This window comes from Parafrankia sp. EUN1f, from assembly GCF_000177675.1.
GTDB lineage: Bacteria > Actinomycetota > Actinomycetes > Frankiales > Frankiaceae > Parafrankia.
Genome location: NZ_ADGX01000172.1, coordinates 1 through 17,569, shown reverse-complemented (window position 1 = coordinate 17,569; position 17,569 = coordinate 1). Strand labels below are relative to the sequence as shown.

Below are 17,569 nucleotides of genomic sequence, written 5' to 3'. Positions count from 1 at the left end.
CAGGCGAAGCCGTGGCAGGCGAAGCCGTGGCAGGCGAAGCCGTGGCAGGCGAAGCCGTGGCAGGCGAAGCCGTGGCAGGCGAAGCCGTGGCAGGCGAAGCCGTGGCAGGCGAAGCCGTGGCAGGCGAAGCCGTGGCAGGCGAAGCCGTGGCAGGCGAAGCCGTGGCAGGCGAAGCCGTGGCAGGCGAAGCCGTGGCAGGCGAAGCCGTGGCAGGCGAAGCCGTGGCAGGCGAAGCCGTGGCAGGCGAAGCCGTGGCAGGTGACGCATGAGCCTGGAGTTCACCCTGCGGGAGCTGGCGTTCCGCGCCGAGGCGCGGGCCTGGCTGGCCCGGAACAACCCCGGCCGGCTGCCGTCGATGGACACCCCGGCCGGCGCCGCCGAGCACCGGGCCTGGGAGCGGGCGCTGGCCGCCGCGCGCTGGTCGGTCGTCGCCTGGCCGGCGGAGCTCGGCGGGCGCGACGCGACACTCACCGAATGGGTGATCTTCGAGGAGGAGTACTACCTCAGCGGCGCGCCGACCCGGATCGCCCAGAACGGCATCTCGCTGCTCGCCCCGATCCTGTTCGAGCACGGCACCGCCGAACAGCGCCGGCGCTACCTGCCCCCGATGGCGGACGGCACCGAGGTCTGGGCACAGGCCTGGTCGGAACCGGAGGCCGGCAGCGACCTCGCGGCCCTGCGTGCCCGGGCGCGCCGCGACGACGCGCGCGGCGGCTGGCTGCTGACCGGGCAGAAGACGTGGAGCTCCCGGGCCCCGTTCGCCGACCGCGGGTTCGGCCTGTTCCGCACCGACCCGGGCGCCGAGCGCCACCGCGGCCTGACGTACTTCCTGTTTCCGCTCGACGCCCCAGGGGTCACCATCCGTCCCATCGCTCAGCTCGACGGCGACGCCGGTTTCGCGGAGATCTTCTTCGACGACGTGCTCGTGCCCGACGCCGACGTCCTCGGTGCGGTCGGCGACGGCTGGCGGGTGGCGATGAGCACCGCCAGCAACGAGCGCGGGCTGTCCCTGCGCGCCCCGGGCCGGTTCCTCGCGGCCGCCGGGCGCCTGCTCGAGCTGTGGCAGGAGCGCGGCGCCGACGCCGGGCACCTGCGGGACCGGGTGGCCGACGCCTGGATCGGCGCGCAGGCCTACCGCTGGTACACCTGGGGAACCGTCGACCGGCTGCGCGCCGGCGCGGACATCGGCCCCGCGGGCAGCGTCAACAAGCTGTTCTGGTCGGAGCTGGACGTCGACCTGCACGAGACCGCCCTGGAGCTCCTCGGCCCCGACCAGGAGCTGCGCGGCCCGGGAGCGCCGGCCGGCGGAGCCTGGCTCGACGACTACCTGTTCGCCCTCGGCGGCCCGATCTACGCCGGGACGAACGAGATCCAGCGCAACATCGTCGCCGAGCGGGTGCTGGGCCTGCCCCGCGGGGACAGCCGGCGGGCCGGCGCATGAGGTTCTCGCTCTCCCCCGAGCAGCGCGCGTTCGCCGCGGCGCTCGACGACCTGCTCACCGCCTCGGACGTACCGGCCGCCCACCGGGCGTGGGCCGGCGGTGACACCGACCCGGGAATCGCGCTGTGGAAGCGGCTGGCCAAGCTCGGTGTCACGGCACTCGCCGTCCCGCCGGAGCACGGCGGCCTCGGCGGCAGCCCTCTCGACCTGGCCGTCGCGTTCGAACGGCTCGGCTACCACGCCGTTCCCGGGCCGTGGGTCGAGACGGTTGCCCTCGCCCCGATCCTGTTGCGCGCGACCGCGGACGCACATCTGCTGCCCGAGATCGCCGACGGCGCGACGCGGGTCACCTTCGCCCTGCCACCGACCGTCCCCTATGCCGTGGACTGCGACGTCACCGCCCACGCCTACCTCGTCGACGACGCCCACCTCGTCGACGACGCCCACCTCGTCGATGACGCCCACCTCGACGACCGCGTCGACAGCGTCGCCGGCCGCGCGCTGCTGCGCGGGCAGCCGGGCGAGGCGCTGCGGTCGGTGGACCCGGCCCGGCGGCTGCACGTCCTGACCGGCGGCACGCCGATCGCGGGCCTCAGCGAGGACACGGTGCGCGCCGGGCTCGATCGGGCCGCCCTCGCCGCCGCGGCGATCCTGGTCGGCGCCGGGGAGCGCCTGCTCGCCGAGTCCGTCCAGTACGTCGGCGCCCGCCGCCAGTTCGGGCGGGCCGTCGGCGAGTACCAGGCCGTCAAGCACGCGCTCGCGGATGTCCGCGTCGGCCTCGACTTCGCCCGCCCGCTGCTGCACGGCGCCGCCCTCGAGCTCGCGGCGGACACCACCGGCGCGGCTGGAGTCGGGGTCGCGACCGCGGCGCGGGACGTGTCCGCGGCGAAGGTGCTCGCCTCGACGGCGGCGCTGCGGGCCGCCCGTACCGCACTGCAGGTCCACGGCGCCATCGGCTACACCCTGGAATGTGACCTGAGCATCTGGATCCTCGGGGTCCGCGCCCTCGTCGGTGCCTGGGGCACACCCGCGGACCACCGGGCCCGCGTCCTGCGCTCCCTGACGTCCCAGCCGTCCCAGGCGGGTGCCTGACCATGCGCTTTGCCCTCAGCGACGAACAGCGGGAGCTCGCCCGCGCGGTCCGCCAGCTGGTCGACCGTCGGGCCGCCGCCCTGGGCACCCGGGCCGCGGCCGCGAGCGACCTCGGCTACGACGACATCCTGTGGAAGACCCTGTGCACCCAGATCGGCGGCGCCGCGCTGGCCATCCCGCAGGAGTACGGCGGCGCCGGCGCGACGCTGCTGGAAAGCCACGTGATCCTCGAACAGCTCGGCGTGACGCTGACCCCCTCGCCCTACCTGGGCTCCGCGATCCTCGCCACGCAGGCGGTGCTCGGCGCCGCCGGGCCCGAGCACCGCGAACGCCTGCTGCCCGCCCTGGCCGACGGCACCGTCGGAGCACTCGCCTGGGCGGACGGCACCGGCCGCTGGCGGACGGACGGCGCGGGCGTACGGGCAGCACCGGCCGGGGGCGACATCGGTTCCAGCGACCGCGGATGGCGGCTGTCGGGCCGGTCCACCCTCGTCCTGGACGGCTCGCACGCCGAGATCCTGCTCGCGGTCGCGGAGACCCCCGACGGCCTGGGCCTGTTCGAGGTGGACCAGACCAGCCCCGGAGTCACCCGCACCCGTGTCCGCGCGCTCGACCTGAGCCTGGATCTCGCGACCGTCGCCTTCGACCAGGTCCCCGCCGTCGCGCTGGCCTGCGAGGACGTCGGGCCCGCGCTGCGCCGCCTGCACGCCGTCGCCGCGACCGCGGTCACCGCGTTGCAGGTCGGCGGGGCCCAGCGCGCACTCGACCGGACCGTCGGCCATCTGCGCGCCCGGGTCCAGTTCGGCCGCCCTCTGGGCTCCTTCCAGGCGCTCAAACACCGGGCCGCCGACATGTTCGTCGCGGTCGAGACAGCCCGGTCGATGTCGTGGGCCGCCGGCTGGGCCGCCGCCCACGACCCCGCGGACCTGCCGCTGCGCGCCGCGCTGGCGAAGGCCTGGTGCTCCGAGGCGTTCGCCGCGGTCGCCGGCGAGTCCATCCAGCTGCACGGCGGTATCGCCATCACCTGGGAGGACGACACCCAGCTCTACTTCAAGCGGGCGCACGCCACCGGCCAGCTGTTCGGCCAGGCCCACGAACACCGGAAGCTGCTCCTGGACGACCCCCGCTGACCACACCGACAGCTCATTCATCCGACGGAGGAGGTCAGGTGCGGGACAAGACCATGTCCCTGGCGGACGTCTCACAGCAGATCGAGTCAGGGATGACCATCGGCATCGGCGGCTGGGGTTCCCGGCGCAAGCCGATGGCCCTGGTGCGCGAACTTCTGCGCACCGACGTCAAGGATCTGACCGTGGTCTCCTTCGGCGGCCCGGACGTCGGCCTGCTGTGTGCCGCGGGCCGGGTGCGGCGGGTGGTCTACGGCTTCGTCTCCCTCGACAGCATCCCGCTCGACCCGCACTTCCGCGCCGCCCGCGAGAACGGCTCCGTCGCGACGTCCGAGTACGACGAGGGCATGTTCGTCGCCGCGCTGCGCGCCGGTGCCAGCCGGCTCTCCTTCCTGCCGACCCGGGCCGGGCTGGAAAGCGACGTCATGGCCATGAACCCGGAGCTGCGCACGGTCGCGTCCCCCTACGACGACGACGTGTACGTCGCCGTGCCCGGTATCCGCCTCGACGTCTCGCTCATCCACCTCAACCGGGGCGACATCCACGGCAACGGGCAGTACCTCGGTCCGGACCCGTACTTCGACGACCTGTTCGCGATGGCCGCCGACCGCTGCTACCTCAGCGTCGAGCGGATGGTGGACACCGCCGAGCTGACCACGGCCGCCCCCGTGCAGTCGCTGCTGGTCAGCCGCCTGTTCGTCACCGGCGTCGTCGAAGCCCCCGGCGGCGCCCACTTCACCAGCTGCGAACCCGACTACGGCCGGGACGAGCCCTTCCAGGCCGCCTACGCGCGGGCGGCCCGCGACGAACGGTCCTGGCGGGAGTTCACCGAACGGTTCCTCGCCGTGGACGAGGCCGGCTACCAGGGGGCCGTCGAGGGGCTGCGCGCGAGCACCGCCGCTGCCGGGGGGAACACATGACGACAGGACCCAGCCGGGCCGAGATCTGTGCGGTGGCCTGCGCCGACGCCTGGCGCGGCGCCGGCGAGGTGCTGGCCCACGCGGTCGGCACTATCCCCGCCGTCGGCGTCCGCCTCGCCCGGCTCACCCACTCCCCCGATCTGGTCCTCTCCGACGGCGAGGCCTTCCTGATGAGCGACCCGCCACCGCTCGGCCGGACCGCCGCGGCCGGCGGGACCATCGAGGGCTGGGTGCCCTTCCGGCGGATCTTCGACATCCTGAGCTCGGGGCGCCGCCACAGCATGATGGGCGCCAGCCAGGTCGACCAGTACGGCAACCAGAACATCTCCGCGATCGGCGACTGGCGGCGACCGGAACGGGCGCTGATCGGGGTCCGCGGCGCGCCCGGCAACACCGTGAACCACCGCACCGACTACTGGGTGGCCAGGCACACCGCCCGCGTCTTCGTCCCGGCCGTGGACGTCGTCTCCGGCGTCGGCAACGACCGCGCGCGGGCACATACCAGCACCTCGCTGCGGTTCCACAACCTCGGCGTGGTGATCTCGAACCTCGGCGTGTTCGACTACGACGACAAGGGCCGGATGAGGATCCGCTCGCTGCATCCCGGGGTGAGTGCGGACGAGGTCGCGGCCAACACCGGCTTTGAGCTCGACGCCTCCGCGGCGGTCACCACCCGGCTGCCCGACGACCGCGAGCTGGAACTCATCCGCACCGTCATCGACCCGACCGCGAGCCGCGACCGCGAGGTCCCCGGCTGAGATCTCCCTCGCGCGACGGGCCGCGTCAGCCGTTGGGGGTGTGCTGCAGGAACGCCGGCCATTCGCCGCCGCCGTCGACGTTGAGGACGGCGCCGGTGACATGGCTGGCCAGCGGCGAGGCGAGCAGCAGGCAGGCGGCGCCGACCTCGCCGGGGGTCGCGAAGACCCCGCGCGGAATCGTGGCCGCGACCTTGGCGACCTGCTCGGCGTCACCGTAGTGGTCCATCGAGCCCGGTGTCGCGACGATGCCGCAGCGCACCGCGTTCACCCGGATCCGCGGAGCCCACTCGACCGCCAGGCTGCCGGTCAGGCTCTCCAGCGCCGCCTTCGCCGCACCGTAGACGGCGGTACCCGGACTCGGCCGGCGCGCCGAGATCGAGGTGATGTTGAGCAGCACACCCTCCCCCGCGTAGGCCAGCAGTGGATGCACCGCATGCGCGACATGCACCGCGGCCATGAAGTTCAACTGCGCGATCTTGCCGTACAGCTGAGCCGACGACGTTGCCAGCGGCGCGTACGGGGAGCCCCCCGCGTTGTTGACCGCGATGTCGAGGCGCCCGCGGCGCTCGGCGATGCCGGCCACCCAGGCCTCCACCGCCGCGGCGTCCCGGACGTCGACCGGGCTGAAATGGGGCCGGCGCCCGTCGACCTCACGCAGCGAGCCGGGGGCCCGACGACCACAGATCTCCAGCTCGGCGCCGGCCCGCAGGAACGTTTCGACGATCCCGTCGCCGACCCCGCGACTGCCGCCGGTGACCAGGACGACCTTCCCGGCCATGTCGATGGTGAAGGACACCGTGCCGTTCTCCCTTCGCTCCGCCCGACCGAGTCGACCCCGCGCGGCTGCTCGACGGAGGTTCGCGTGATTCCCAGCACCCGCGGCGCCGTCAGCCGAACAGCGCCCGGCCGGCCTCGAGTGCTGGCCCCCGCGACGAGCGGACGTCGAACCCGCCACCGGCCCAGCCACGCAGCGCCAGCGTCTCCCCGGGCAGCACCGGACCGGCGAAGCGACCCTCCAGCAGGGTGAGATCCGCGGGATGTGCCCCGGCCTGCGCGGCGACGACGAGCGCCGATGTGGCAAGCGTGGCCAACCCGTGCAGGATCGGCCGATCCTGACCGATCGCCGCCGCGGCGGCCGGGTCGATATGGATGTGATGCCGGTCCCCCAGCAGTCGGTAGAGCGCCGCGGCGTTGGCGGCGACGGTGAGGTCACACGCCCACACCGGGTCAACGGCCGGCGACGGGGGCCGGCCCGGGCCGCGTGCGCCCCCGAATCCGCCCGCCCCGGACGCGAACAGCGACCAGGTGGCCACGAAGTACGCGCTTTCCACCACGACCTCGAAGACCGCGGCGCCGCCCTTGTCCCACACGTCGCCGACCCGCGCCGCCATGGTCAGCTCGCCCTCGGTCGGCAACGGCGCCAGCACCTCCAGCCGCTGGGCGCCGTGCAGCGTCGTGCCGATCGGGAAGGCACCGGCCGCGCCGAGCTGGTCCGGCGCCCACTGCGCCAGCGTCAGCGCGAACGGCGGCAGCACCCGCAGCCGCTCCTCGAAGACGAGATCAAGCTGGTCTGCCCGGGCACCGACTGCCAGCGCGAACAGGATGACGTCCCGGTCGGCCCACCCGACCGTCCGCTCCCCGAGAAACCGCCCACTCCAGTCACCGGCTGTCATGTTCGCGCCCCGTACACCGGTTCGGGGCGCGCGGCCTGCGCCAGCAGGCTGCGCAGTGTGCCCCCGACCGCGGCCGCGTCCCACCGCGCGCCCAGGTCCTTCGCCGGCCCGTGCCGCCAGCCCTCCTCGACGCAGATCCGGCCGCCCTCGATCTCGATCAGCCGGCCGGTGACATCCGCGGCGTCGACGCTGGCGAGCCAGGCCACCACCGGGGAGACGTTGCCCGGATGCATGGCGTCGAAGCCGTCGGCGGGCGCGGCCATCCGCTCCGCGAACGGCCCCTCGGTCATCCGGGTACGCGCCGACGGCGCGATGGCGTTCACCGTCACCCCGTACGGACGCAGCTCCTCGGCGGCGACCAGGGTGAGCGCGGCGATCCCGGCCTTGGCCGTGGAGTAGGTGCCCTGGCCGACGCTGCCCTGCAGGCCCGCGCCGGACGACGTGTTGATCACCCTTGCCGACCGCGCCCGCCCGGCCTTGGCCTGGGCCCGCCAGTACGCCGCGGCCTGCCGCAACGGCGCGAAATGCCCGGTGAGGTGGACCCGCAGCACCGCCTCCCACTCCGCCTCGGTGGTGTTCACCAGCATCCGGTCCCGCACGAACCCGGCGTTGTTGACCAGGATGTCCAGGCTCCCGAAGGTGTCGATCGCCTGGCGCACCAGGCTCTGCGCCGCCGCGAAGTCGGCCACGTCGGCACCGTTGGCGACCGCGATGCCCCCGGCGAGCCTGATCGCGGCCGCCACCTCCTCGGCCGGGCCCGCCGACGCACCCTCACCCGTGCCGGAGGTGCCGAGGTCGTTCACCACGACCGCCGCGCCCTGACGGGCCAGCTCCAGCGCGTGCTCACGGCCGAGGCCCCGCCCGGCGCCCGTCACGATCGCGACCCGGCCCCGGAGAATGCCGCTCATCGGTGAATGCCCCTCATGCCAGCGCCGCTCCCGTCCGCCGTCGTCGCGCGTTCTCACGGGCTCCGTCCTTGCCGCGCAGGCCTTCCCACCGCGGCTGACGCTGCTACGCTACCAAGCAATCGCTAGGTTAGGAAGACGCTCATGGGCATCACGACCAACCTGCTGGACGGCACGATCGCCGTCGTCACCATGAACTTCCCGCCCGTCAACGCGCTGCCCGTCCAGGGCTGGTACGGCGTCGCCGAGGCCGTCCGGGCCGCCGCCGAGACGCAGCACGCCCGCGTCGTCGTGCTGCGCGCGGAGGGCCGCGGCTTCAACGCCGGTGTCGACATCAAGCAGATGCAGCAGACCGCCGGTTTCGACGCCCTCATCGGCGCCAACCGCGGCTGCCACGCGGCCTTCAAGGCCGTCTACGAATGCCCCGTCCCGGTGATCGCGGCAGTCCACGGCTTCTGTCTCGGTGGCGGCGTCGGGCTGGTCGGCAACAGCGACACCGTCATCGCCAGCGACGACGCCTACTTCGGCGTGCCCGAGGTCGACCGCGGCGCTCTCGGCGCGGCCACCCATCTCGCCCGGCTGGTGCCCCAGCATCTGATGCGCACCCTGTACTTCACCAGCCGCACCATCAGGGCCGCCGACCTCGTCCAGCACGGCTCGGTCCTGGAGGTGGTCCCCCGCGGCCAGCTCGACGACGCCGCGCTCACCGTCGCCCGCGAGATCGCCGCCAAGGACCCCCGGGTGATCCGGGCCGCCAAGGAGGCCCTCAACGGCATCGACCCGGTCGACGTCAACCGCAGCTACCGCTTCGAGCAGGGCTTCACCTTCGAGCTGAACCTCGCCGGCGTCGCCGACGAGCACCGCGACGAGTTCGTCGACAACGGCCGGAAGCCGCGCGCATGACCGTCCAGCGCCTGCGCACCGCCCTGACGGACCTCACCGGCGTGCGGCACCCCGTCGTGCAGACCGGCATGGGCTGGGTCGCCGGGCCTCGCCTGGTCAGCGCGGTCGCCCGCGCCGGCGCCCTCGGCATCCTCGCGTCGGCCACGATGACCCTGGACGAGCTCGACCAGGCCATCCGCAAGGTCCGGGAACGCACCGACGCACCCTTCGGCGCCAACCTCCGGGCCGACGCGGGTGACGCCGCCGAACGCGTCGACCTCCTCATCCGCCACGGAGTACGGGTCGCGTCCTTCGCGCTGGCGCCCAGGCCGGAGCTCATCGCCCGGCTCAGGGAAAACGGCGTCGTGGTCATGCCGTCGGTGGGCGCCGCGCGGCACGCGAAGAAGGTGGCCGCGTGGGGCGCCGATCTGGTGATGGTCCAGGGCGGCGAGGGCGGCGGGCACACCGGGCCGGTCCCGACCACGCTGCTCCTGCCGACCGTGCTGGACGCGGTCGACATCCCGGTCGTCGCGGCCGGCGGCTACTTCGACGGCCGCGGGCTGGCCGCCGCGCTCTCCTACGGCGCCTGCGGGATCGGGATGGGCACCCGCTTCCTGCTCACCAGCGACAGCGCCGTACCCGAACCGGTCAAACGCCACTACCTGACCTACGGCCTCGACGGAACCGTCGTCACCACCCGCGCCGACGGCATGCCGCACCGGCTGCTGCGCACGGACTTCGTCCGATCCCTGGAGGACACCGGGGGCCCCCGGCGGCTCTGGGCGACGCTGCGCCGCACCCGGCAGTTCCGGCGCCTGAGCGGGCAGTCCTGGGGTGGGCTGGTCCGCGACGGGTGGCGGATGAAGCGTGCCGGCGACCGCTCATGGGCGCAGCTGGTCCTCGCGGCCAACACGCCGATGCTGCTGCGCGCCGGTCTCGTCGAGGGCGACCTGGGCGCTGGCATGCTGGCCTCCGGCCAGGTCGTGGGCCTGATCGACGATCTGCCCAGCTGCCAGGAACTGATCGACCTGGTGGTCGGTCAGGCCGTCGAACGCCTCTCGGCCAACGCGACCACGCTGGTCTCGGAGCACTGAGCCAGAAGGGACGGATCGGCTTCGTGAGTGCGATCCGACCGGAGCCGCGGACCAGGCGTCGCACGGCCTCCGACGGCACCGGGACCGCCCGGCGCGCGGAGATCCTGGCGATAGCGGCAGAGCTCTTCGCGACCCGGGGCTTCCCGCAGACGACGGTGCGCGATATCGGCGACGAGGCCGGAATCCTCTCCGGCAGCCTCTACCACCATTTCGACTCCAAGGAGGCGATGCTGGCGGAAATCCTCCGTGACTTCATGGAGAACCTGCGCGCCCGCTTCGCCGAGGTCGTCGCCCAGGACCGTCCACCGCGGGCCAGGCTCGACGAGCTGGTGCGCGGGAGCTTCGCCACCATTCACCAGCAGCCGCACGCGGTGGCGCTGTACCAGAAGGAGTCCGGCGCGCTCGCCGGCGTGCCGGAATTCCGTTTCGTGGGCCAGATCAGCCTGGAGATCGAGAAGATGTGGGTCGGCGTCATCGTCGCCGGCCAGCAGGTCGGTGATTTCCGTACCGGCCTCGACCCCGAGCTGACCTACCGTTTCATCCGGGACGCCGTCTGGACCTCCGTCCAGTGGTACCGGCCACGCGGCCGGCTCCGGCACGACGTCGTCGCGGACCAGTACCTGCTGCTACTCCACAGCGGCCTGCTGGCGGACGACGCCGGATCGGCTGACGCCGGATCGACCTCGTCCGCCAACGGGAGATGAACTCCTCCGGCCTCAGCGGGGAGCCATTCTCAGTGCGCCGTCCATGCGGATCACCTCGCCGTTGAGGTAGTCCTGGTCGATGATCGACAGCGCCAGCCGCGCGTATTCATGTGGCTGGGCGAGCCGCTTCGGAAACGGCACCGACGCGGCGAGACCGGCGCGGAACTCGTCCGAGACGGTGGCCAGCATCGGAGTCTCCACGATTCCCGGGGCGATGGTGCAGACCCGGATTCCGTACTGGGCTAGATCGCGCGCGGCCGCGATGGTGAGCCCGACCACGCCCGCTTTCGAGGAGGCGTAGGCGACTTGCCCGATCTGGCCCTCGAACGCCGCGATGGAGGCCGTGTTGACCACGACCCCGCGCTGGCCGTTCTCGTCCGGCTCGGTGGTGGCGATCACTCGCGCGGCCGTGGAGAGCACCGCGAACGTGCCGACGAGGTTGATCTGGATGACCTTGGCGAACAGGTCGATGTCGTGCGACTTGCCCTTGCTGAGGATGCGCTGCGAGGGGCCGATCCCGGCGCAGTTGACCACCGTGCGCAGCGGCGGGCCCTCCCCTGCCGCCGCCTCCACCGCCGCGGAGACCTGCTCGGGGTCCGTCACGTCGGCACCGAGGTACTGGACGCCGGTGACCGACGGAGCCTTCTCGATCGACGACGGCAGGTCGAGCGCGAAGACGGTCGCGCCCTTCTCGGCGAGAGCGGCGGCGGTGGCCGCCCCCAGACCGGAAGCGCCGCCGGTGACGATGGCGGCAGTGTCGGTGAGCTTCATTGCGCGGCTCCGGATGTGCGTTCGGCGATGTGGACGGTGGCGGGGCGACCGGCCGCGAGCGCGCGGCCGACCACCATGCGCTGGATCTGGTTCGTTCCCTCGAAGATCTGCATCACCTTGGCTTCCCGCATGTAGCGCTCGACCGGGAAGTCGCGGGTGTAGCCGTAGCCGCCGAGGACCTGGACCGCGTCGGTGGTCACCTTCATCGCGTTGTCCGTCGCGACCAGCTTGGCGATGCTCGCCTCGGTGGCGAACGGCAGGCCCAGGTCACGCAGCCGCGCGGCGGCCAGCGTGGTCGCCCGCGCGGAACCGACGGCCGCGGCCATGTCTGCGAGGAGAAAGGCGAGGCCCTGATGGTCGATGATCGCCTTGCCGAAGGCCTCCCGTTCCTTCGCGTAGGCCACCGCGTGGTCGAGCGCGCCCTGGGCCAGCCCGGTCGCCACCGCGGCGATGCCCAGGCGCCCCGAGTCCAGGCCGGCGAGCGCGATCGACAGGCCCTCGCCCTCCGCGCCGATCCGGCGCTCGACGGGCACCCGCACCGCGTCGAACCGCATCGTGGCCGTGTTCGAGCCGGTCAGGCCCATCTTGTGCTCGGGCGGGTCGGCGGACAGGCCCGGCGTGCCCGCCGGCACGAGGAAGCAGCTGATCCCCCGCCGCTCGTCGCTGGTGCGCGCCATGACGGTGTAGAAGTCGGCGTCGCCACCGTGAGTCGTCCAGGCCTTGGCGCCGTTGATCACGTAGTCGTCGCCGTCACGGACCGCACGGGTGCGCATCGCGGCCGGGTCGCTGCCGGCGTGCGGCTCGGACAGGCAGTAGGCGCCGAGCAGGTCGCCGCCGAGCATCTCCGGCAGCCACCGCTCGCGCTGCTCCTCGCTGCCGAAGTGGGCGAGCGGGAAGCACGACAGCGCGTGCACCGACACGCCGACCCCGACGCTCGCCCAGACGGCGCCGATCTCCTCGAGCGCCTGCAGGTAGACCTCGTACGGCTGACCACCGCCGCCGTACTTCTCGGCGTAGGGCAGGCTGAGCAGCCCGGCGGCGCCGAGCAGGCGGAACAGGTCCCGGGGGAAGCTGGCGTCCCGCTCGGCGTCGACCACGCGGGGGGCGAGCTCACGCTCGGCCAGGTCGCGGGCGAGACGGATCAGCTCCGCGGCCTCGGCGGTGGGCACGACCGGACGATTGGGCATGGTCACCTCAGGGCTACTCGGTCGATCTACCTGGCAGCGGCTACCCGACGGGGATACCTCGACACCGGGCGGTTCCGCGGCACCGCTCGATACTCCCGACAGTACCACGGTACTCATCCTGGTACCCGATGCCTGGTACGCTGCGGTGATGGCGGATCGGCTGCGGGCGCTGCCGCCCACGCGCACCGACCTCCGCCGGCAGGAGCTGCTCGCGGAGCTGACGACGCTGTTCCTGCGCGAGGGGTTCTCGGCCTTCAGCCTCGCGATGCTCGCCGAACGCCTCCACTGTTCCAAGACCACGCTCTATCTGGTGGCGGGCAGCAAGGAGCAGATCGTCGTCGCCACCGTCCGGCACTACTTCCGCACCGCGGCGGAACGCATCGAGACGCTCGTCGCCGCCTCCGACGATCCGGTGCGAAGGCTGCGCGGCTACCTGCTCGGTGTGAGCGCCGAGCTGAAACCGGCGTCGGAGGCCTTCTACGCCGACCTCACCGCCTTCGCACCCGCCGACGCGGTCTACCAGGAGAACACCGTCCACGCGGCCCGCCGGGTGCGCGAGCTCGTGGACGAAGGTGTGGCCGCCGGGGTCCTGCGCCCGGCCCACGCGGCGTTCGTCGGCGCGGCCGTCACCCAGGTGATGACGGCGATCCAACGCGGCGACATCGCGGCGGTGACGGGCCTCAACCACGCGGACGCCTACCGCGAGCTGACCGACCTCGTCCTCAACGGCCTGGGCACCGGCAGCTGACCACCACACCACACCTCGCCCGGCGCCTGACGTTCGGCGCCTGACGTTCGGCACCTGACGTCTCCCGCTCTCGTCGCCGCTTCGTGCGACGTCCCGACTTGTCGCAGCCGGGGAGTATTGTTCGGCCCGTCATGATCACTGCTCGCCGTGAACGAGGCGGTCAGCAGGCCTCCGCGCGCCGTGGCAACGCCCGCCGCGGGCAGGCAGAGACAACGGGAGGGATACCGATGGTGCGCGAAGTGATTTCGATCATCAACATCTGGTGCGACAACACCGGCCGGCACCCCACGGAGAAGGCCGCGGCGAAGAGGTCGGTGGCACTGGCCTACGACGGCAAGCTCGTCCGGCTCGACCTGTGCGACGAGTGCCGGGACGAGATGGCGGCCGTGCTCGACGAATACGCGGGCTACGGCCAGGTCGTCGACGCGCCCCGCTCAGGCCGACTCGACACGGCGTGGACGGCGGTGGAGGACAACAACGCCACAGACGAGGACACCGCGGCGGTCGCACCCCCGCCTCCGCACCGAAGCCGGCGTCGAAGCGCTCGTCTTCCCCGGCGGCCTCCGGTGCGCGCCGCTCCCGTTCCGCCGCGCCCACCCCGCCCGCGCCCACCCCGCCCGCGCCCGCTCCCGCACCGGAACCAGCCGTCTGACCTCCGGCACGGCGTTCCAGGGAAGGGGGAGGGCTCAGCCCCGTCGCGAGTGGATCGGCTTGACCCCCACCCGCGACCATCGTAGGTTTTCGAGGATCCGAAGATTTGATTTCGGATATTCGATACTCTCACCTCTGGAGGCGGTGGCGCAGTGAGTGTCGTGACCAGCAGGCACGGCCGGGTCCTGATCATCCGGATCGACCGGGAGCACAAGCGCAACGCGCTCAACGCCGACGTCACCGCCGGTATCGACCAGGCCATGAACGAGCTGGAGGACGACCCCGACCTGTGGGTCGGCATCCTCACCGGCGGCCCCAGGATGTTCTCCGCGGGTGCCGATCTCGCCACCGGACCCGGCGAGCCCACCGAACGTGGCGGTCTCGTCGGGATCATCCACCGCCGGCGCCTCAAGCCGATGATCGCCGCGGTCGAGGGGCTGGCGCTGGGCGGCGGGGTCGAGCTCGCGCTGTGCTGCGACATGGTCGTCGCCGCCCGCACCGCCCAGTTCGGGCTCCCCGAGGTCAAGCGCGGGCTGATGCCCGACTTCGGCGGCGCCTTCCGGGTCACCCGGGTGCTGCCCCGCAACATCGCCAACGAGATGCTCGCCACCGGCGACAACCTCACCGCCGAACGCGCCGAACGGCTCGGTTTCGTCAACCACCTCACCGAGCCCGGCGCCGCCCTGGACGGCGCGCTCGCCCTCGCCGAACGGATCGTCGCGAACGCGCCGCTCGCCGTCCGCGCCGCCCTCGGCACCGCCCGCCGGGAGGTCGCGCCCGACGAGTCCGCGATCTGGGAGCACAGCGACGCCGCCCACGCGGAGCTGCTGAAGACGGCCGACCTCGCCGAGGGCCTGGCGGCCTTCTTCGACCGCCGCCCACCTGTCTGGAAAGGCGAGTAACACAGGGGGCTTACAAAACATCTATATATTTACTAGGCTCTCGCTCCTGGAGTTCGACGGAGGAGGCACGGTGACGCTTCGGGTGGTTCACAGCGGGACGGGACTGATCGGCCGGGCAACGCTGGACGGCATTCTCAACCACCCGGACCTCGAACTGGTGGGCATGTTCGTCCAGTCCCCGGAGAAGATCGGCAAGGATGCCGGCGAGTTCATCAGACGCCCCGCGACCGGCGTCATCGCCACCAACGACTGGGACGAGCTCCTCGACCTGGCGCCGGACTGCCTGTCCTACCAGAGCGACAGCATCGGGCGTGAGGTCGACGCGGCAGACGACGTGTGCCGTTTCCTCGAAGCTGGCGTCAACGCCGTCACGGCCTCGATCTTCGCCTGGGGCTATCCGGCCGACGTGCCGGCGCGGTTCGCCCACGTCCACGACGCCTGCGCCCGGGGGAAAAGCAGCGCCTACTTCTCCGGCTCGGACCCGGGCTGGGCGACCACGGACCTGGCCCTCGCCGCGTTACGGATGGCCGACGAGGTCGAATGCATCCGGGTCTGCGAACTCGGCTACTGGGGCGGTTACACGGCGGAGTACGTCTGCCGGGAGTACTTCGGGTTCGGCCAGGCCCCCGGCTTCGAGCCGATCCTCGTCAAGGGTGGCTTCCTGCGCCAGATGTGGGAGCCGACCCTGAAGGAGCTGTGCGACGCGATGGGCGTCGAGATCGAGGACTGGAACATCGTCTACGAGTCCGACTCACTCGACCACGACGTGACGACCGGCTTCGGTGTCGTCCGGGCTGGCACCGCCTCCGTCATCCGCTTCGAGTTGCAGGCGCTCAACGGCGGACGTCCGGTCGCGGTCGTCGAGCACGTCGACCGGGTCGGCATGGGCGCCGGCCCGCAGTGGAAGGCCCCCTTCGGCCCGGAGGTGTTCGCGTTCCGGATCGAGGTCGAAGGCCGCCCGTCGTTCACCCTCGAGCACCAGGTGTCGAGCCGTCCGCACGGGTCCGACGCGGGCACCCCGAGCGGCAGCCTCATCAGCGGCGGGCTCGTCATGGCCGGGAAGAGCACGGCCATGCCGCTCGTGAACTCCATCCCGGCGGTGTGCGCCGCCCGGCCCGGTCTGCTCGGCCCGCGCGACATCGGCCATCCCGTCAGCCGCAACGTGCGCCGCGCGACGCCTGCCTGAGCAGCCGGGGGAACACCATCCCATGACGATGGAGCTTGACCTCACCGGCCGCCGGGCGCTTGTCACCGGCGCGGGCCAGGGCGTGGGCCGGGGAATCGCCCTCGGTTTCGCCGCCGCGGGGGCCGAGGTCGTCGTGAACGACCTTCGGCCCGAGCGCGTGGCCGAGGTCGTCGACGAGATCGCGGCGGCCGGTGGCAGCGCGCTCGAGAGCCCGTTCGACGTCACCGACTACGCGGCGGTCACCGCCGCCATCGAGGCGCTCGGCGGGGTGGACGTCCTGGTGAACAACGCTGGGAACGCGGGGGCGGAGGGCTGGTCCGGCCTGGCGAGGTTCGTCGACACCGAGCCCGCGCAATGGGAGCCGTTCCTCCGGGTGAACCTCCACGGAGTCCTGCACTGTTGCCGGGCCACGCTGCCAGCGATGATCGCCAGAGGCTTCGGCCGGGTGATCACGATCATCTCGGACTCCAGCCGTACCGGCGAGGCCAACATGGCCGCCTACGCCACGGCGAAGGCAGGTGCCGCCGGGCTCACGCGGGCACTCGCGCTGGAGAACGGCCGCCACGGCATCACCGTCAACAACATCTCGCTGGGCACCATGCGCACGCCGGTGACCGAACAGACCTGGTCCGACCCCGACAACCCGACGGCCAGGAAGCTGATGGCCCGCTACGCCATCCGGCGCCCCGGCCTACCTGAGGACGTCGCCGCGCTCGCGGTGTTCCTCGCGAGCCCGCAGGCCTCATGGATCACGGGCCAGACCTATCCACTCAACGGCGGTATCTCCTTCGCGCAGTGAGCCACAGTCTGGGTACAACACCGTCGGACCAGCGCCTCGGCACTTCCCGGAGTGCGGGACAGGTAGTGCCAACACCTTGGCACCGGCCCGACATGTCCTCGGCTGGCATCGCTCCTGCGGCGGGAACAGCCAGCCCGGAGCCGATGGCCGGTGCCGCTTCCGCCGGCCAGCCCCAGTGCTCGGGTGCGTCGGGACGGTTCCGCTGAACCGCCCCGACGCACCCGTCGCGGGTGGTCGCAGTCGGGCCCGCCGTCGCCACAGCCAGGGGTTGGGTCTGGGTTGTGAGAAATGTCGGTGGTCGGTGTGACGATGCGCGGGTCCGATTGATCGACCACACCCCTGGCCCGGTGATCTTCATGATTGACACTGCTGCTGTTCCTCCTTGCGACACCCTCGCTGCCGATTTCGCTGCTGACACCGCTGGTTCCTCGGTGGATCCCGACGCCGTCCCGATCGGTGAGCTGGAGACCGCGATCTGCCAGTGGGCGGGCCGGATCGCGGCCGCGACCTGTGCCTGGCTGGGCCTGCTCGCCGCGTTCGATCGGCGTTCCGGCTGGTCGGGCATCGGGATGCGGTCCTGCGCCCACTGGTTGTCCTGGCGGTGCGGGCTGAGCCCCCGCACCGCCCGCGATCATCTCGCGACCGCGCACGCCCTCGAACAACTGCCGATGATCCGGGCGGCGTTCACGGCGGGAACACTGTCGTACTCGAAGGTCCGTGCGATCGCCCG

20 protein-coding genes are annotated in these 17,569 nt (G+C 72.4%); 15 read left to right on the top strand and 5 right to left on the bottom strand.

The genetic code is table 11. From position 1 onward, the window contains the following. From FREUN1FDRAFT_RS45475 to FREUN1FDRAFT_RS32615, 6 genes are all read left to right on the top strand, one after another. Window positions 1-269 (top strand): hypothetical protein (locus FREUN1FDRAFT_RS45475; protein WP_232295520.1); only part of this gene is annotated, 269 nt, incomplete at its 5' end. Then, window positions 266-1,441, top strand: coding sequence for an acyl-CoA dehydrogenase family protein (locus FREUN1FDRAFT_RS32635; RefSeq protein ID WP_006544615.1), 1,176 nt, complete (start codon window positions 266-268; stop codon window positions 1,439-1,441). The genes FREUN1FDRAFT_RS45475 and FREUN1FDRAFT_RS32635, both read left to right, overlap by 4 nt. After that, entirely contained in the window at window positions 1,438-2,532 is a 1,095-nt protein-coding gene (locus FREUN1FDRAFT_RS32630; RefSeq protein ID WP_006544614.1) for an acyl-CoA dehydrogenase family protein, read from the top strand. The genes FREUN1FDRAFT_RS32635 and FREUN1FDRAFT_RS32630 overlap by 4 nt, the downstream gene beginning before the upstream one ends. Window positions 2,533-2,534: 2 nt before the next feature. Further along, window positions 2,535-3,662, top strand: coding sequence for an acyl-CoA dehydrogenase family protein (locus FREUN1FDRAFT_RS32625; RefSeq protein ID WP_006544613.1), 1,128 nt, complete (start codon window positions 2,535-2,537; stop codon window positions 3,660-3,662). 38 nt (window positions 3,663-3,700) lie between these two features. Next, on the top strand, window positions 3,701-4,579 hold the full coding sequence (locus FREUN1FDRAFT_RS32620; RefSeq protein ID WP_006544612.1) for a CoA transferase subunit A: 879 nt from the start codon (window positions 3,701-3,703) through the stop codon (window positions 4,577-4,579). Beyond that, a complete protein-coding gene (locus FREUN1FDRAFT_RS32615; protein ID WP_006544611.1) occupies window positions 4,576-5,337 on the top strand; it encodes a CoA-transferase subunit beta in 762 nt (253 codons plus the stop codon). Before FREUN1FDRAFT_RS32620 ends, FREUN1FDRAFT_RS32615 begins: the two co-directional genes overlap by 4 nt. A 25-nt stretch (window positions 5,338-5,362) precedes the next feature. Here the strand turns inward: FREUN1FDRAFT_RS32615 and FREUN1FDRAFT_RS32610 are convergent, their stop codons facing one another. The 3 genes from FREUN1FDRAFT_RS32610 to FREUN1FDRAFT_RS32600 all read right to left on the bottom strand — a co-directional run bounded on the left by FREUN1FDRAFT_RS32610 (window position 5,363) and on the right by FREUN1FDRAFT_RS32600 (window position 7,918). Next, complete coding sequence (locus FREUN1FDRAFT_RS32610) at window positions 5,363-6,133, bottom strand: SDR family oxidoreductase (protein ID WP_006544610.1); 771 nt, start codon at window positions 6,131-6,133, stop codon at window positions 5,363-5,365. 91 nt (window positions 6,134-6,224) lie between these two features. After that, on the bottom strand, window positions 6,225-7,010 hold the full coding sequence (locus tag FREUN1FDRAFT_RS32605; RefSeq protein ID WP_006544609.1) for a MaoC/PaaZ C-terminal domain-containing protein: 786 nt from the start codon (window positions 7,008-7,010) through the stop codon (window positions 6,225-6,227). Next, window positions 7,007-7,918 carry an SDR family oxidoreductase gene (locus FREUN1FDRAFT_RS32600; RefSeq protein ID WP_006544608.1) on the bottom strand — a complete coding sequence of 304 codons (912 nt, stop codon included), beginning with the start codon at window positions 7,916-7,918 and terminating at the stop codon, window positions 7,007-7,009. Before FREUN1FDRAFT_RS32600 ends, FREUN1FDRAFT_RS32605 begins: the two co-directional genes overlap by 4 nt. Before the next feature lie 141 nt (window positions 7,919-8,059). On the opposite strand from FREUN1FDRAFT_RS32600, the gene FREUN1FDRAFT_RS32595 reads away from it, so the two are divergent. From FREUN1FDRAFT_RS32595 to FREUN1FDRAFT_RS32585, 3 genes are read left to right on the top strand one after another with little or no spacing between them, the layout of a single operon-like run. Then, window positions 8,060-8,818: an enoyl-CoA hydratase family protein gene (locus FREUN1FDRAFT_RS32595; RefSeq protein ID WP_006544607.1), complete on the top strand. Its 759-nt coding sequence runs from the start codon at window positions 8,060-8,062 to the stop codon at window positions 8,816-8,818. Beyond that, a complete protein-coding gene (locus tag FREUN1FDRAFT_RS32590; protein ID WP_006544606.1) occupies window positions 8,815-9,891 on the top strand; it encodes a nitronate monooxygenase family protein in 1,077 nt (358 codons plus the stop codon). Before FREUN1FDRAFT_RS32595 ends, FREUN1FDRAFT_RS32590 begins: the two co-directional genes overlap by 4 nt. Before the next feature lie 23 nt (window positions 9,892-9,914). Beyond that, a complete protein-coding gene (locus FREUN1FDRAFT_RS32585; protein WP_006544605.1) occupies window positions 9,915-10,595 on the top strand; it encodes a TetR/AcrR family transcriptional regulator in 681 nt (226 codons plus the stop codon). A gap of 12 nt (window positions 10,596-10,607) precedes the next feature. On the opposite strand, the gene FREUN1FDRAFT_RS32580 is transcribed toward FREUN1FDRAFT_RS32585, so the two are convergent. Together FREUN1FDRAFT_RS32580 and FREUN1FDRAFT_RS32575 are read right to left on the bottom strand one after the other, a co-directional pair. Beyond that, window positions 10,608-11,366: an SDR family NAD(P)-dependent oxidoreductase gene (locus FREUN1FDRAFT_RS32580; protein WP_006544604.1), complete on the bottom strand. Its 759-nt coding sequence runs from the start codon at window positions 11,364-11,366 to the stop codon at window positions 10,608-10,610. Beyond that, window positions 11,363-12,553, bottom strand: a complete 1,191-nt coding sequence (locus tag FREUN1FDRAFT_RS32575; protein WP_006544603.1) for an acyl-CoA dehydrogenase family protein — start codon at window positions 12,551-12,553, stop codon at window positions 11,363-11,365. Before FREUN1FDRAFT_RS32575 ends, FREUN1FDRAFT_RS32580 begins: the two co-directional genes overlap by 4 nt. Between FREUN1FDRAFT_RS32575 and FREUN1FDRAFT_RS32570 the strand changes: the two genes are divergently transcribed. The 6 genes from FREUN1FDRAFT_RS32570 to FREUN1FDRAFT_RS32545 form a co-directional block, all read left to right on the top strand. Further along, window positions 12,552-13,301 carry a TetR/AcrR family transcriptional regulator gene (locus FREUN1FDRAFT_RS32570; RefSeq protein WP_232295519.1) on the top strand — a complete coding sequence of 250 codons (750 nt, stop codon included), beginning with the start codon at window positions 12,552-12,554 and terminating at the stop codon, window positions 13,299-13,301. The two genes, FREUN1FDRAFT_RS32575 and FREUN1FDRAFT_RS32570, sit on opposite strands and share 2 nt — an antisense overlap. A gap of 227 nt (window positions 13,302-13,528) precedes the next feature. Beyond that, a complete protein-coding gene (locus FREUN1FDRAFT_RS47790) occupies window positions 13,529-14,038 on the top strand; it encodes a hypothetical protein (RefSeq protein WP_006544601.1) in 510 nt (169 codons plus the stop codon). Between the two features lie 66 nt (window positions 14,039-14,104). Beyond that, complete coding sequence (locus FREUN1FDRAFT_RS32560) at window positions 14,105-14,854, top strand: enoyl-CoA hydratase-related protein (protein WP_006544600.1); 750 nt, start codon at window positions 14,105-14,107, stop codon at window positions 14,852-14,854. A gap of 70 nt (window positions 14,855-14,924) precedes the next feature. Beyond that, on the top strand, window positions 14,925-16,040 hold the full coding sequence (locus FREUN1FDRAFT_RS32555) for a hypothetical protein (protein ID WP_006544599.1): 1,116 nt from the start codon (window positions 14,925-14,927) through the stop codon (window positions 16,038-16,040). Window positions 16,041-16,062: 22 nt separating this feature from the next. Continuing rightward, window positions 16,063-16,839 (top strand): SDR family NAD(P)-dependent oxidoreductase, encoded by a 777-nt coding sequence (locus tag FREUN1FDRAFT_RS32550; protein ID WP_006544598.1) that lies wholly within the window; start codon window positions 16,063-16,065, stop codon window positions 16,837-16,839. 356 nt (window positions 16,840-17,195) lie between these two features. Continuing rightward, window positions 17,196-17,569 (top strand): DUF222 domain-containing protein (locus tag FREUN1FDRAFT_RS32545; protein WP_232295518.1); only part of this gene is annotated, 374 nt, incomplete at its 3' end.